General features: G+C 47.1%; 16 protein-coding genes and 1 pseudogene. 7 read left to right on the top strand and 10 right to left on the bottom strand.

Annotated elements, in window-relative coordinates; genetic code table 11:
* Window positions 1–247: 247 nt before the first annotated feature.
* The 5 genes from AC1DXC_RS07900 (at window position 248) to AC1DXC_RS07880 (ending at window position 4,811) form a co-directional block, all read left to right on the top strand.
* Entirely contained in the window at window positions 248–1,342 is a 1,095-nt protein-coding gene (locus AC1DXC_RS07900) for an AI-2E family transporter (protein ID WP_477458603.1), read from the top strand.
* A 162-nt stretch (window positions 1,343–1,504) separates the two neighbouring features.
* Window positions 1,505–2,986 carry a glycine--tRNA ligase gene (locus AC1DXC_RS07895; protein ID WP_477458602.1) on the top strand — a complete coding sequence of 494 codons (1,482 nt, stop codon included), beginning with the start codon at window positions 1,505–1,507 and terminating at the stop codon, window positions 2,984–2,986.
* A gap of 80 nt (window positions 2,987–3,066) precedes the next feature.
* On the top strand, window positions 3,067–3,276 hold the full coding sequence (locus tag AC1DXC_RS07890; protein WP_477458601.1) for a DUF2683 family protein: 210 nt from the start codon (window positions 3,067–3,069) through the stop codon (window positions 3,274–3,276).
* Window positions 3,258–3,539, top strand: a complete 282-nt coding sequence (locus tag AC1DXC_RS07885; RefSeq protein ID WP_477458600.1) for a Txe/YoeB family addiction module toxin — start codon at window positions 3,258–3,260, stop codon at window positions 3,537–3,539. The genes AC1DXC_RS07890 and AC1DXC_RS07885 overlap by 19 nt, the downstream gene beginning before the upstream one ends.
* Window positions 3,540–3,704: 165 nt before the next feature.
* A complete protein-coding gene (locus AC1DXC_RS07880; RefSeq protein ID WP_477458599.1) occupies window positions 3,705–4,811 on the top strand; it encodes an AI-2E family transporter in 1,107 nt (368 codons plus the stop codon).
* 95 nt (window positions 4,812–4,906) lie between these two features.
* On the opposite strand, the gene AC1DXC_RS07875 is transcribed toward AC1DXC_RS07880, so the two are convergent.
* The 8 genes and pseudogenes from AC1DXC_RS07875 to AC1DXC_RS07840 form a co-directional block, all read right to left on the bottom strand.
* Entirely contained in the window at window positions 4,907–6,244 is a 1,338-nt protein-coding gene (locus tag AC1DXC_RS07875; RefSeq protein WP_477458598.1) for a M16 family metallopeptidase, read from the bottom strand.
* A gap of 18 nt (window positions 6,245–6,262) precedes the next feature.
* Complete coding sequence (locus AC1DXC_RS07870; RefSeq protein WP_477458597.1) at window positions 6,263–7,645, bottom strand: M16 family metallopeptidase; 1,383 nt, start codon at window positions 7,643–7,645, stop codon at window positions 6,263–6,265.
* Between the two features lie 61 nt (window positions 7,646–7,706).
* The gene (locus AC1DXC_RS07865) at window positions 7,707–8,294 is read right to left on the bottom strand and encodes a DUF4230 domain-containing protein (RefSeq protein ID WP_477458596.1); all 588 of its coding nucleotides are present in this window, start codon (window positions 8,292–8,294) and stop codon (window positions 7,707–7,709) included.
* A 76-nt stretch (window positions 8,295–8,370) separates the two neighbouring features.
* Window positions 8,371–8,790 (bottom strand): OsmC family protein, encoded by a 420-nt coding sequence (locus tag AC1DXC_RS07860; RefSeq protein ID WP_128531669.1) that lies wholly within the window; start codon window positions 8,788–8,790, stop codon window positions 8,371–8,373.
* An 87-nt stretch (window positions 8,791–8,877) separates the two neighbouring features.
* A complete protein-coding gene (gene namA, locus AC1DXC_RS07855; RefSeq protein ID WP_477458595.1) occupies window positions 8,878–9,945 on the bottom strand; it encodes an NADPH dehydrogenase NamA in 1,068 nt (355 codons plus the stop codon).
* Between the two features lie 163 nt (window positions 9,946–10,108).
* Window positions 10,109–10,498, bottom strand: coding sequence for a hypothetical protein (locus tag AC1DXC_RS07850; protein WP_477458594.1), 390 nt, complete (start codon window positions 10,496–10,498; stop codon window positions 10,109–10,111).
* Between the two features lie 19 nt (window positions 10,499–10,517).
* Window positions 10,518–10,682, bottom strand: a pseudogene (locus AC1DXC_RS07845) (short-chain dehydrogenase); the annotation flags it as partial.
* 55 nt (window positions 10,683–10,737) lie between these two features.
* Window positions 10,738–11,124 (bottom strand): hypothetical protein, encoded by a 387-nt coding sequence (locus AC1DXC_RS07840; protein ID WP_477458593.1) that lies wholly within the window; start codon window positions 11,122–11,124, stop codon window positions 10,738–10,740.
* 147 nt (window positions 11,125–11,271) lie between these two features.
* On the opposite strand from AC1DXC_RS07840, the gene AC1DXC_RS07835 reads away from it, so the two are divergent.
* Together AC1DXC_RS07835 and tnpA are read left to right on the top strand one after the other, a co-directional pair.
* On the top strand, window positions 11,272–11,610 hold the full coding sequence (locus tag AC1DXC_RS07835) for a single-stranded DNA-binding protein (RefSeq protein ID WP_477458592.1): 339 nt from the start codon (window positions 11,272–11,274) through the stop codon (window positions 11,608–11,610).
* Window positions 11,611–11,968: 358 nt separating this feature from the next.
* Window positions 11,969–12,403: an IS200/IS605 family transposase gene (gene tnpA / locus AC1DXC_RS07830; protein ID WP_477458591.1), complete on the top strand. Its 435-nt coding sequence runs from the start codon at window positions 11,969–11,971 to the stop codon at window positions 12,401–12,403.
* 172 nt (window positions 12,404–12,575) lie between these two features.
* Here tnpA and AC1DXC_RS07825 read toward each other — a convergent pair whose 3' ends face one another.
* Both AC1DXC_RS07825 and AC1DXC_RS07820 read right to left on the bottom strand, forming a co-directional pair.
* Window positions 12,576–13,280, bottom strand: coding sequence for an SDR family NAD(P)-dependent oxidoreductase (locus AC1DXC_RS07825; RefSeq protein WP_477458590.1), 705 nt, complete (start codon window positions 13,278–13,280; stop codon window positions 12,576–12,578).
* A gap of 66 nt (window positions 13,281–13,346) precedes the next feature.
* Window positions 13,347–15,125 carry an aromatic amino acid hydroxylase gene (locus tag AC1DXC_RS07820; protein WP_477458589.1) on the bottom strand — a complete coding sequence of 593 codons (1,779 nt, stop codon included), beginning with the start codon at window positions 15,123–15,125 and terminating at the stop codon, window positions 13,347–13,349.
* Between the last annotated feature and the right edge of the window lie 77 nt (window positions 15,126–15,202).

Genomic DNA, 15,202 nt, shown 5'->3' with positions numbered 1-15,202 from the left:
ACAATAAGCACATTACGGATTTTACCTAAACAACAGGGATGTTCCAAAGTGTTCCGCTAAAAAATGCAACTATTTGATAATCAATGGCTATTTAAAAAATAGTGTTCCACATTCAAAATGGAACACTGCGTCGAAAAGTCTATCTGGTGGTCTTGTGTACGCCCACATCACAAGCCAAAATACCCCGCGTCTTTTATAGGCGATGCACATCAAAACATTTAGGCGGCATCATTGTCCTTTAAACGTAATGGAAAATATCGACCCCAAACCCCAAATACCCACACCCCGCCCAAAACGCGAGCTTACTTACATACAAAAAGTATGGCACACCGTAGGCATCGTAGCGCTGCTGGTCATAGTGGTACTGATAGCCCGTGTTGCTTTCAATGTATTGCTGATGATACTGGCGGCAACGCTTATTGCTACCTATTTCCATGGCCTGGGCAATATTATCCAGCGCAAAACAAAATGGGGGCGCAAGGCGGCCATGGCTTTATCAGTAGGTGGCTCGTTTGCTATTATAGCTGCGCTGCTTTGGTTTATGGGTACAAAAATACAGCACCAGGTGGCCCAGCTTAGCCACTCGTTGCCGGGTACCATCAATGCTGCGCGCGGCAAGCTTGCAGAAACCCCTGTTGGCCAGCAGGTACTCACCTACCTTGACGATAACTCGGGCAAGCTATTCGTAACCGCACAACAGTTCTTTAGTACCAGCTTCGGGGTACTGGGCAATATTTATATCATCCTGTTTTTGGGGATATTCTTTACCGTGAGCCCTTCGGTTTACAAAGAGGGTTTCCTGATCATTATCCCGCCCGAGAAAAAAGAGCTGTGGCGCTGTATCATGAACCGCGTTAACGTATCACTTAAAGGCTGGCTAAAGGGCACGCTGCTATCGATGGTGTTGATTACCATTATGTTGGTCATAGGCCTCAGCATCGTTAACATACCGGCCGTACTGGTATTAGCCCTGTTTGCGGGCATGCTGAAAATCATCCCCAACTTCGGCTCGATGGTAGCCATGATACCCGGCGTTTTGCTGGCCCTCACCATAAGCACCAATACGGCTATCGTGGTGGCGCTTATTTATATGGTATCGCAAACCATCGTAAGCAATATCGTAACGCCTATTATCCAGAACAAAATCATCAACCTGCCGCCTGCGCTAACGATCATCAGCCAGGTAATTATGGGTACCCTATCGGGTGCGCTGGGCATCATATTGTCTGTACCGTTGCTGGCCATCATCATCATACTGGCAGACGAGCTATACGTAAAAAAGATAAACGAGGGCCAGCCAAAGCCAGAAGTGGAAGCGAAGCATGTGCCGTTGACGGATTGAAAAATAGTCCGAAAGTTGGGAAGTCCGAAAGTCGGAAAGATTACTAGTGAGGCGCCCACAATGCCAAATTTTGTAAGATAGGCATTGGAGGTTCCGACTTCCGGACTTTTCAGACTTTCGGACTTTCGGACTTCGCCTCTAAAAACTATCTTTGCCCTTATTATGAGCAATTCAACCGACGAACTTTTCAAGAATGTTATATCGCACGCCAAGGAGTATGGCTTTGTTTTCCCGAGTAGCGAGATTTACGATGGACTAAGCGCTGTTTACGATTACGGCCAAAACGGTGCCGAACTGAAGAACAACATCAAAACCTACTGGTGGAAAGCCATGGTGCAGATGCACGATAATATCGTTGGGCTTGATTCTGCTATATTTATGCACCCCACCATCTGGAAAGCAAGCGGCCACGTAGACGGCTTTAGCGACCCGATGATTGATAATAAGGACAGCAACAAACGCTACCGCGCCGACCAACTGCTGGAAGACAGGATAGCCAAGCTCGACGAAGAAGGCAAAACCAGCGAAGCAGAAGAACTGCAACTGGAGATGGATAATGCTTTGAAAGCAGAGAACCTGCCGCGTTTGAAGGAGCTTATCATCGAACAGAATATAAAATGCCCCATAAGCAATACCGCTAACTGGACCGACGTTCGCCAGTTCAACCTGATGTTCAGCACGCAGGTTGGCGCCATTGCCGATGAATCAGACACTATTTACCTGCGCCCCGAAACCGCGCAGGGGATATTCGTAAACTACCTTAACGTGCAAAAATCGGGCAGGATGAAAATCCCTTTCGGTATTGCACAAATTGGTAAGGCTTTCCGTAACGAGGTTATCGCCCGCCAGTTCATCATCCGCATGCGTGAGTTTGAGCAGATGGAGATGCAATACTTCGTACGCCCCGGCACGCAGAAAGAATGGTTCGAGAAGTGGAAGGCTGCACGTTTAAAATGGCACCTCGCCCTGGGCACCGATGCTGCCAAATACCGCTACCACGAGCACACTAAACTTGCATTCTACGCCGATGCCGCTTACGACATCGAGTTCGATTTCCCGTTCGGCTTTAAAGAAGTAGAAGGTATCCACAGCCGTACTAATTACGACTTGAGCCAGCACGAGAAATTCTCGCGCAAGAAGATGCAATACTTCGACCCTGAGGTAGACCCGGAAACCGGAAAACCTTTCGGTAACTATATTCCTTACGTTATAGAAACTTCGATAGGCCTCGACAGGATGTTCTTGCTGACGATGATAAACGCCTTTGAAGAAGAAGACCTGAGCACCGAAGAAAAACAAGACAGCCGTACCGTGCTGCGCCTGCACCCTTGCCTGGCACCGGTTAAAGCCGCCATTTTCCCGCTGACCAAAAAAGACGGCCTGCCCGAAAAGGCCCGCGAGATAATGGATAAGCTGAAGCTTGACTTTAACCTGCAATACGAGGAAAAAGATGCCATAGGCAAACGCTACCGTCGCCAGGATGCCATAGGCACGCCTTTCTGTATCACGGTAGATCATCAAACATTAGAAGACAACACCGTAACCATCCGCCACCGCGACAGCATGGCACAGGAACGCGTAGCTGCCGACGACCTGGAAAAAATCATAGGCGATTTGGTAAGCTGGAAGAATTTGCTGGGATAACCGACAAGCCCTATACCATATTACAGAACCTAACTGCAAGAAAAACAGTTAGGTTTCTTTTTTTATTTTTAAATTTGTTTATGGAATCAGTGATTATACATCCCGAAAACAAAGAGCAGCTATCTGCTTTGAAGGCTTTCGCTAAAGCACTCAACCTTAAGTTTGAAACCAATAAAAGTTCCTATGACCCCGATTTTGTAGCCAAAATCAAAGAAAGCAAAAAACAAGTTGAAGAGGGCAAATTCGTTACGCTTGACCCCGGTAAATCCCTATGGGAAAATTTAGGGTAATACTATCCGAAAATGCTAAACGCGACTTGCTGAGCATTCAGAAATCGGGCGATAAAGCATCTATAAAAAAGGTTGAACGCATTATCTCAGAATTATACGATCATCCTGAAACCGGCACCGGGAAACCCGAAAGATTAAAGTTTGAATTAGCCGGATATTGGTCGAGAAGGGTTAATAAAAAAGACAGGTTAGTTTATTTCATCGAAGATAACGTCATCACCGTTACCGTTGTTTCTGCTCTTGGCCATTATGATGATAAATGATGAGCTAAGGTATATATCGCGATATCAGCCCGTCATCGAAAATTCCACGTCGAAAGGATTAATGTGAGTTCCAATTCCTTTATATTTCTTTTGATATTATGCACATAGCCCGAAAACAATTGCACCGCAATTTCCTTTTCTGTGTAAATATGCAAACATACCTACATGCCCATAAAAATTAAAGACCAGCCCTTTTACATACAGGCAACTGCCGTGTTGTTTGGTTTGGTGCTGCTGGTGTATACATTAGCCACCCTTACCGATATTTTGGTGCCGCTTGCCTTCGCTGCCTTTTTGGCTATATTGCTAAACCCGCTTGCCAACCGCCTACAGCGTTATAAAATGCCCCGTGCTGCCGCCATAGCTATTGCCATGGCGGTTGCCATATTGTTTGTTGCTGCAGTATTTTATTTCCTGTCTACTCAGATTATACAGTTCGGCGATTCGCTGCCCATGCTGAAGAGAAAGTTTGCTGAGATGAGTTTGCAATTAAAGGACTGGGTACAGGCCACCTTCGGCATAGCCGTTGCCAAGCAGGACCAAATGGTAAAAGAAGCCCTCGGCAACAGCCAGGCCATGGTTGGCAAAACCCTGGGTGGTTTAATAGGTACGCTCGGCATCATTTTTCTGCTGCCGGTTTATATTTTTTTCATGCTGCTTTATAAGCCGCTTATCCTCAATTTCTTGTACGAGGTATTTGCCGAGGAAAATTCAAAAAAGGTAAGCGAGGTTTTAAGCGAAACCAAGGGGGCCATACAAAGTTATATTGTAGGCTTGCTGATAGAGATGATCATCGTAGCAACCCTAAACTCCGGGGCCTTATTGCTGCTTGGCGTAAAATACGGCATACTGATAGGTTGCATAGGCGCCATCCTGAACCTGATACCCTACCTCGGTGGTATCATAGCCATTGGCCTGCCCGTGCTGATGGCTACCGTAACCAAAGACGGCTACTCCACACAGTTGGGGGTGATCATTGCCTACATCGTTATACAATTCATCGATAACAATGTGCTGGTACCGCGCATCGTATCATCTAAAGTGCAAATAAATGCGCTGATGTCTATCGTAGTGGTGCTTTTGGGCAACCAGCTTTGGGGCTTATCGGGCATGTTCCTTTCCATCCCCTTTGTGGCAGTACTCAAGATCATCTTCGACCGTATAGACGCACTCAAACCCTGGGGCAAACTCCTCGGCGATAATATCCCCACCCGCCAAATTGGTGATAGATGGGGCGGCCGCAGGAAGAAAGCCGTAGGGGTAGATTCTTAGTTCATGGTTAATAGATGATAGTTCATAGTAGAAATAAGGGAGCTTCAAGCTGCTGCCGATGAGCTACCATGAACTATCAACCATCATCTATGAACTTAATGACTAACCGGGCTACCGCCTTTGTTTAGTGTGCCGTTGGTGAACAGTAATGGGTTAACCTTTTTGGGGTCGCCCTGGTAAACCCACACGATGTTGCCGATGTATTTGCGAAAGGCGTTGGTTACTTCCTCCGGCGTAAGCTTTTTGATATCGTCTACCAAAGTAATAGAGCGTTTCCAATTATTGTGCAGCACTTCGTTGTTTACCAATGAGGTGGCTTGTGCCTGGTTGGTTTCGTTTTTGTAATAGAAGCCTGTGAGGTAGGTCACTTTCATATCGGCAACCTCATCTGCCCTAAAGCCTTGTGTTTTTACCTTATCAACCAATTTATCAAAAACGGCGATGTATTTATCGGGCTGCGTAGTTGATACCGAAAACTTGGCTACCGCAGTATTACCCACGCTGAACCATGCGCTCGGAGCGTAGGACAAGCCGTTGTTAGTGCGCACCTCTAAAAAGTGCCTGTCGGCAAATATGCGCATGGCCACGTTAAAAGCGTTGAAATCGGGCGTACCGGGTGCCGGGCCGCTGCTGATGCCCTCTACGTAATTGGTTGCCAGGTCCCGTTTCTCGGAAGAGAAACTGTTTTTATACGACCTAAAAAACGACTTCTTGGCCTCGAACGGCAAGCCTTGTTTAACCCCGGCCAGCATAGCTGCTACACGGGCTTCTATATCCGCCTGCGGCAAATCGGCCACTACGATGATCACCATGCGCGATTTGGTGAGTATGCCCTGGTAGTACTTTTTGGTTTCGGCAGCGGTAAGTTTGCTGAGGATAGCTACCGTGCCATCCGGGTCTTTGGCATAATCGCGGCCGGCAAAGGCTACTTTATCGGCATATTTGTCTATGGCACCGTCCGGGTCGGCATCATTTGATTTCAGCGTGCTTATCGCGTCTTGTTTTATGCGTTCAAACTCTTTCACGTCAAAAGCCGGCTGGGTAATAGCCTCGGCATATAAAGGCCAAACCGTCTCGAAATCGCTTTTAATGCAATTCATGCGAATGATGGCGTATTCTTTGGTATCGAAGCCCCATACCTCGGCGCTTACCTTATCCAGGGCGTTCTTAAAGCTATTTTTATCGTGTTTTAAGGTGCCGCACTCGGTAAGCGCGTTAATAGCCATACCCTCTATGCCCATCCTTTCGGCAGGGTAGTTTTGCACGCCGCCTTTTATTACGGTTTGTATCTCTACTATATCGTTGCCGCTGGGCTGCACAATTACTTTTACGCCGCTTACGATGGTTTCGTAGGGTTTTAACTGGGCGCTTGCTGTGCCGGCGCTGCAAATAACAGCTAATACAAGCAGCGCAAATAAGTTTCTCTTTTTCATCTCAGATATTTTTAAATGTTATTTGGCCACTACGAAAAACGTTTTGGCATCGCTTTGCTTGCTCATTTCGGGGTTGATGATCAGCCCGGCTATGGATGGTTTGCCGGTAATATACGTGCTGATGTACTTGGCAATATCGGGCCTACTTACCTTTTGGTAGTTATCCGTAAGGTCGGTAAAGTAATTGAGCGAAGTACTGCACCATTGGTAGCTGAGCTGACTGGGCAGGCTGGATGGTTTTTCGGCTTCGCGGCTGTGGTTACGCAGCAAAATGGCCTTGGCATCATTCAATTGCTCGTCGGTAAAATAATCGGGGTTGCTCCACTGGCTCACCTGGGCCTGTAACACCTCGTAGCACTCTTTTAATTTATTGGGATTAGGAACCACGAACAGACTTATACCGCCGGTATAGTGGCTGGTTGAATAATTTAGTCCTACCGATGATGCCAGACCCTTATCTACCAGTGCCTGCTGCAGTTTTGAAGAGTTGAGCCCAACTACCGTAGAGAACACATCCGCAGCAACGGTACCCGCCGAATCGGTCATGAAAGCGGGCCCTTGCCAGGCCAGCATCATATAAGGCGTTTGGGCTATGGTGCTTTCTTTTACGAATGCCTGGCTTTGCGCGATAGGGGTAAAAGCAGGGATAGGGTACTTTTCTAACGGGTTGAAACCGCTGCTTGCCCAGTTGCCAAAAACGCCTTCGGCTTGCTTAAAGGCATCTTCGTGCTTTACATCGCCGCAAATGATAAGCAGGCTATTGTTGGGGTAGTAATATCTATCCTTAATGGTCATCATTTTGGCGGGCGTGGCGGTATTGATAACCTCATGTATGCCTATGGCCATCTTGCGGGTGATGAGGTCGCCCCACATCAGTTTGTTCACATCGAAATACAGCTGGAAGTAGGGGCTGCTTTCGTTCCGCTGGAACTCGCCGTCTACCACCGGGCGTTCTTTTGCCATGTCTTCTTCCCGGTAAATAGGGAAACGGATGGCCGCATTCATCAGCCTCAGCACGCCGTTCAGGCTATCTTTATTAGCGGTAAAATAATAGTTTACGCGCTCGTTGCCGGTGGTGCCGTTCCAAATATCCCCGAGTTCTTTAGTACGTTTCAGGAATTTCTCCTGGTCGGGATAATCTTTGTTGGCCTTAAAAAACATATGCTCGAACAGGTGCGAGAGGCCGCTGTACTCGGGGCCCTCGGTGTAGGCGCCGTTCTTTACAGCTATCTCTACGGTAGCCAAAGGTACTTTGGGGTTCTCTATCACCACCACTTCGAGGCCATTGGGCAGTTTTTTCCAGAAATATCCCAGGGGCAATCGCGGCTGCGCGGCTGCACAAAGGGTACAAAGCAATGCAGCCGTACCCAATACAATTTGTTTGGTAAATTTTGAAGCCATATTTATGGTAGATTGTAAACCATAAATATATTGCATTATTTTAAAACTTAACCTTTAGTTATCATTTAAATTTCAGGGCCACCTTTTTACCAGATACACCCTCTAAAAAAGGCTTGAATATAAGCCCGGCGTTCTCCTGCGCCTTGCCCAGCAAATTCATTTCGCCGGCGGTGGCCAGCATCTTTTTCTCGGCAATTTTGTACACGTCTTCTACCATGGTTTTAGCCTTATCGGCAAACCACACGCCCGATACATCGTACACGCTCGATTTTTGATGATCCAACTTTACGTAGCATATCTCTGGCCGGGGCAGGGTTAGCCAAACGCTGTCTTTCGACTGCACAATGTCTTCTTTCTTCACTCTGGTAAGATCGATACAGGCGGTTACCTCCCCTACCGCTACGAACAGCACGCGTTCATCGGGCAGTATGGGGTGAATCTCCTTCTTTTCCACCACGTCCTTCATGGAATATTTTACCAGTTCCAACTTGCCCATGGCTGTAATCTTAGATACCATAATATCCTCGGTTACCTCCGTGCGCGTAGCGAATCGCCCTTTGATATAAAAGAACAGGAAGATTGCCGAGGCAATTATCACCAGGTAAAAAATCGCGGTGATGGATATGCGAGAACGTGAGGTATTAAGCATGTAAATTGTTTATGTATGCTACAAAAAAAAGCGGCGATGGTTTGCGCCATCGCCGCTTAATAATATGTTAACTTGCTTAAGCGTAGGTAACGTTCAGCGTAATAGGCACGCTCAATGCTTTTGATACGATGCAGCCGGCCTTTGCGCCTTCGGCCACTTCTTTGAACTTGGCTTCGTCTACGCCGTCGATTACTGATGCTTTCAATTCCAGGTGGATGCCTTTTATTTCCAGTGCTTGCATATCCAGATCAAGGATAGCATCGGTGGTTAAATCGCCGGGAGTGATGCCTGCCTGCGATAATGCCGCGCCAACTGCCATAGTGAAGCAGCCTGCGTGTGCAGCAGCTATCAATTCTTCGGGGTTAGTGCCTATACCGTCGGCAAAGCGGGTTTTGAAAGAATACTGTGTTTTGTTAAGGATGGTGCTTTGGGTGGTAATTTCACCCTGACCTGCTTGCAGGGTGCCGTTCCAATGTGCATTTGCTGTGCGTTTCATGGTAGTGTTTTGTTTTTTAGTTTTTACGAATGTAGCAATATGTTGGTTTGATTGAAAATATTAGGTGTTATGATTGTGTGAAGCGGGCTACCACTTTGCCCGTTCGTACTGCAACGGCCATTTCACATCAGCACCCAACTCATGCGCTGCGCGGAGGGGGAAATGCGGGTCGCGCAGTAGTTCGCGTGCCAGCAGCACCAAATCGGCCTGGCCGGTTTGGATGATGCCGTCGGCTTGCTGCGCAGTGGTTATCAAACCTACAGCACCGGTGAGTATGCCTGTCCTATTTTTTATGGCTTCGGAAAATTCTACCTGGTAGCCCGGTTTTAAGGGGATGCGCACGCCGGCAACATTGCCGCCGGTGCTGGTATCAATCAAGTCGATGCCTTTATCAAGCAATATTTTGGCTAAGACCACCGAGTCATCTATCGTCCAGCCACCTTCGGTCCAATCAGTGGCAGATATGCGAACGAACAGCGGGTATTCCTGAGGCCAAACTTCTTTTACGGCTTCTATGATCTCTAATAGTAAACGGGCGCGGTTCTCCAGTGTACCGCCATAAGCATCGGCGCGGTGGTTGCTCAGGGGCGATAAAAACTGGTTGATGAGGTACCCGTGTGCGCCATGCAATTCTATAACCTTAAAGCCTGCAGCCAATGCGCGTACGGCAGCAGCGCGGAAGTCGTCAATTACTTTGGCAATGCCTTGGCGGTCGAGTTCCAGTGGGGCCTCCTCGCTTTCGGTGAAAGGAAGCGCGCTGGGTGCGAAAGTTACCCAACCGTTTTCTTCGGCAGATGGTATTTGTTTGCCACCGGTCCAGGGCAAATCGTGGCTGGCTTTTCGGCCGGCGTGTGCTAACTGGACACCTGCTACCGCGCCTTGCTCGCTGATGAAATTGGTAATCTCTTTTAGTTTGGCGATGTGCTCATCTTTCCAGATGCCCAAATCGCCATAAGAAATACGCCCCTCAGGCGATACGGCTGTGGCCTCGGTGATGATCAGACCGGCACCACCAACGGCGCGGCTGCCCAGATGTACCAGGTGCCAGTTATTGGCGAAACCATCTATGGCAGAGTATTCGCACATGGGCGATACCACGATACGGTTCTTTAACTCAACATTTTTTATTTTTATAGGACTGAATAGATGCGGCATGATATTTTTTTTGGCAAATATGCATAGCAAAGCGCAAAGCCGTCTCAGTGTTTTGTAAAATAGGCGGTGGGGTGGAGATATTACTTTGCGATGAAAATAAACGGCGGCTTATTGAAAAAAGCGCGTCTGGCCGGTTTACCACGGAACTATGGGCAGCATCAAACTACTCTATCCTGAAGAGTGTTTTCACCAGTTTTTTCTTAATGGATGAAGAACTGGAAATCTGCGTGTACGAATCGGCGGTGGTTTTAATGATGTGCACGGTAAACACGTCGTTGGGGCCGAGCGGCTTGAAATCCTTCTTGAATTTTTCACCGTCATCCAACCGGTAGGTGCACTCATCTATCCAGGTAACCTTAAAAGTGTAAACGGTAGTATCGCCCAATATTTGCTCGGTTTGCGTATCGCCTTTGCGGGTAATGATAAAAGTGCCGTACTTCGGGTCAACCAGTTTAAATTTACCATCGTGGAATTTCAGGCAATCGGGTTCCTGGGCCTTCGCTGCCAAGGTTGAAAACATCAGGAAAAATACGGCGGATAAGAATAGCTTCATGGCATGCAATATAGTAAACCTACGGCGTAGTAACCGAAACCGGCAATACTTTCCCGTTAAAAAAGCGGCGGCCGGCAACAGCAAAATCGGCGATTTATTTGCCCATCTCAAATGCCGTCACGGGTGATTCATAGCCAGGAAAAGCCTGCTCCAGCATTACGGTTTGCGCCGAACCCAGGGCCAGGAAAAGGCCTAAAAAAGAATTACAAAGCCTCTCATATTAAGCATTTTGGCAAAATTCAATTTCCTGCTTCTCCAAATTTGGCTGTTTCCTTTTTACTTTTTACCAGTAGTACTTCGTCGTTATCCAGCAGCAGGTAGCCTTGTTCGTAACAAAAGAAGTAGCGCGCGCCTGCCTGTGTTTTGTAGCTGCTGGTGAAATATTCAAAATCGAAACCGTTCTTCAGCAGTTTCTCGCGCGTGGTTTTGGTTTTGCCCGATGGGTTCAGCTCTTCTATTACGCGGCGGTTACGGCGCAAGATATTATTGATATTGCGCACCAGGTTATAGCTGTTGCTGTTAAGCTGATTATTATAATTATTGCGGCACAGGTCGTTACAGAATTTTTTATCCGCACGACCATGTAAGGGCGTTCCGCAATCTAAACAGGTTCTTTCTGCATTCACCTGATAAAGATAAATGATTAATTATCCGTTTGCAAACGCTTGCAAACGGATACTGTCGTTTATAAGCGCTTATTATCCGACTAACCTTCCCAGCCCGCTGCAACTTTGTATCATCAATTAATCGAATACCATTTTAAAACTACAAAAATGACAACATTGAAAAACAGCGTAAGGCTGATCGGCAACCTGGGCATGGACCCTGAAGTGAAAACATTTGACAATAACCGTAAACTGGCGCGCCTATCTATAGCCACTAACGAAAGCTATAAAAACGACAAAGGCGAAAAAGTAACCGAAACCCAATGGCACCAGATCGTACTTTGGGGAGCTCAGGCAAACCTGGCCGAGAGCTATTTAAAAAAAGGCGATTCGGTAATTATTGAGGGCAAACTGGCCAGCCGGCAGTATAACGATAAAGAGGGCGTAAAACGCTACGTTACCGAAATTGTGGTAAATGAATTTGTGAAGATGGGGGCTAAAGCATAGAGCTAGGTCCATTGGTTGAAACCGACGGCAATGAAGTGAGAGGATGGAAATGTTTGGCGAGACAACTTCATTGCCGTCATATTTATGGGATGGAATAGGAATTCCGTGGGTTGAAACCGAGGGTAATGAGGGTGGGTTAAGGATTGTTGGCAGGAAGAAAAGTGGAGATGATAATATTCGAAACCCCACCTTCATTGCCGTCCCATTTATGGGACGGAGGTATTCCGGTTGAAACCGACGGCAATGAAGCGGGGATATGGATATGTTTGGTAAGACAACTTCATTGCCGTAACATTTATGTGATGGAATAGTGAATCCTGCTTTGGTGAAAATATTAAACAAATTTAAATATCAAAAAATGTCGTTTGTTAAAATCTGGGTTCATTTAGTCTTTTCGACAAAAAACAGGCAACCCTGGCTTAAAAAAGAATTAAGGCATGATGTATGCACACATATTATCGGAAACTGCAAAAAGAAGGAAATTTATCTGCAAACGATTAATGGATACGTTGACCACCTGCATTGCTTAATTTCATTGGGGAAAAATCAAAGCATTTCTACTGTTGCCCAACTTATAAAAGGCGAATCATCTTTCTGGATAAATAATACCAAAATTATTGAACAGCCTTTTTGCTGGCAGGACGATTATTTCGCTGTATCGGTTGGTGAATCTCAGGTTAAGAGGGTCATTAATTACATTAAAAACCAGGAGCAGCATCATCTGAGGAAATCCTTTGAAGAAGAAGCAACCGAATTCAAAACCATTTACGGTTGGAGTTTGGTCAAGGACTAATTGGCGAAAGCATATGACCTATCCCGTCGGTTGAAACCGACGGCAATGAAGGTGGGTTAAGGATTGTTGGCAGGTTGAGAAGTGGAGATGATAATATCCGAAATCCCACCTTCATTGCCGTCCCATTTATGGGACGGACAGAGGTAGAGAAATCATGCGGCCATATAATGCCTCATGGCGTAGTCACCGCCACCGGTAGAACTTTGCCGTTAAAGAACCGATGCCCGGTAACTGCGAAATCGGCAATGTATTTGCCCATCTCAAATGCCATTACCGGCGATTCGTAGCCCGGAAAAGCCTGCTCCAGCATTTCGGTTTGCGCCGAACCCAGGGCCAGGCAGTTTACTTTGATGCCCTGCCCTACTAGTTCCTGTGCAAGGCATTCGGTTAAGGTATGCAAGGCCGCTTTACTGGCCGAGTAGGCAAGCAATCCCGGGAATTTCGCACTCCCCTGAAAAGCGCCCATTGAGCCTATGTTAAGGATATGCGAGCCTTCGCCCATAAAACCCAGCAAGCTTTGGATAATGCGCACATGCCCTATGTAGTTGCTCTGCAGCATCTCTACAAAGTCCGTTTCCAAAAGCTCGGTAAAGGGCTTATTGATGAGAACGCCGGCGTTATTCACCAGTACATCTACCCTATTGTCAAAGTTAGCGGCAATGAATTGCTGCAGGCCGGCATAGTCATCGTGTACGATGTCGAAAGCGATAGCATACAGCTCGCAATCTGGATTAAGGCCTTTGGCAATCTCCAGCAGTTTCTCCAGTTTATCCTGCGAACGGGCCAGCGCGATCACTTTGTGCTTGCCCGATAAAATAAGTTCTAACACAGCTTCAAATCCTACGCCGCTGCTTGCGCCTGTTATAATGATATTCATGAGCTCCCTAACCCCCGCTGGCTAGCGGGGAATTGATAAATGTTATTGCAAATTTAGTATTTGTATCTAAACCACCAATTTTTCTTCCACAGGATGCTTTATCAGGTACAAGCCATCGCTTATGAGCTTTTTATACCCCGGTTCGGCGACGGCTTTATTTTCTAAGAAGGACCGTATCTCAGCAGCCAGCGCATGTTCTACACCTTCATGGTCGAGCAGTTCTAAAATCTCTAATGCGCAGAGCCAGTCGTCGTGGTGGTATTTTTGCAGCATCAGCCATACATTACCCAGGTAGCCGTAATCGCCGCCATTGTGCCTGCGATTGCGTACTTGCTGGTAAAGTTTATGCAGTTCGCGGGTCATATGATCGTATTCCGGATGATGGGTTCCCGTTGCTGATTTATAAGCAATTTCTAAAAAAGCATCCTTGTCGGCCGCACCGCAAAATACAGATACGATGTGCTCACCAACAACCATATCGTAAACACCCCATGAGGGTTGGAACAGCAGTTCGCCATCGTTATCCTTTACAGTGCAATCGGTAAAAGTGATGATTTGTATCTTACCATTTTGCGCATCGACGCTTTTCACCTTGCCATAAACGCTAAGGCCGCTTTCGAATCGGAGCGATGCTTCCTTGCCGATTTCTATGCCTGCGGCCTTTAGCTCATCTGCAGTAAAATCCTCCAATGCTTTTTCACTTGCTGCCAATTTACCCACGGGCGAGCTGAACCCATCTTTATGATAGCTTTTGCCATGCCTCTTAAGCTGCTTATTATCTACCGATAAAGCCGTAGCGCCTGTAGTTTTCAGGAACGAAACATCGCCCTGCGCATCGGCGCACATCGCCGTAAACGTGCCCGAAACCTGTAGCCCCGAGCTATACACCGCCGTGCAGGTATTTTTGCTGTCGATGGCTTTTTGCAGGCCATATGCTCCACCTCTGCGGAATGCCATGGTATCGGCAAATTGTTCCAGCACATCAATCAAATTCTGGAACGTGGGTGTAACGAAAAGCTGCGGTTGTGTTTTGGTAATATCGTAGCTATATTTTACCGCATCGATGGTATAAGGCAGTTTTTTCACCTCATCCATCATGCAGCTGGCGCTTTCACCGATGGAGGATAGCAAACCGGCTCCGTATATCTTCGAATTTTCTATTGTGCCTATCAATCCGTATTCCACTGTCCACCAGTGCAGGCGGCTCAGCAGGGCCATTTCAGATGGCTCGCCCATGTTATCCTGCCGGTAGGCGACCAATTCTTCGGCCTTTTTTATTTCTTCCAGATCAGCATCTGGCATCTCCTTCAATATCGATAATGCCCGTATGGCTTCATACAACTCAAAATCCTGTGCGCTGAACATCGCCTTGGCTCCAATAGAACCAAAGTAGCTGAGGTATTGGTGGTAGTCCTTATCGGCAATAATGGGCGCATGCCCGGCCGACTCATGTATGATATCCGGCGCCGGGGTGTATTCGATGTGCTTAAGCTGCCGTATATCCGCAGCTATCACCAGCACCCGGTAAGCCTGGTACTCCATAAAAGCCGCCGGCGGTATAAAACCATCAACCGTAACCGCGCCCCAGCCAATTTTGGCCAAAGCATTGTTCATGTCCTGCAAATCGGGTATTTTCTCTATGGTAAGCCCTGCCTTTTGCAGGCCGGGGATATAGGGGTAGTAGGCAACATCCTTAAGGTAACTGTAGTTTTGGCGCATTACGTAACGCCACACGGCATGGTCTACCGGGGTGTAATGCTCATAGTGCTGCGGTACGATGAATTGCTTAAGATGCGCGGGCAGCGCAGCAACCTGGGGGTTATTAAAATCATTAAATCGGCTCATTGGGAAGCTGGTTTTAACTGGTTCCTTGTACAGAAACAGCAAATAACCGATTATGATTCGATAGATTTTTAATTCAG

The sequence above is a fragment of the Mucilaginibacter sp. P2_D11 genome, from assembly GCF_056404435.1.
This window is presented reverse-complemented; position numbering and strand designations above follow the sequence as displayed.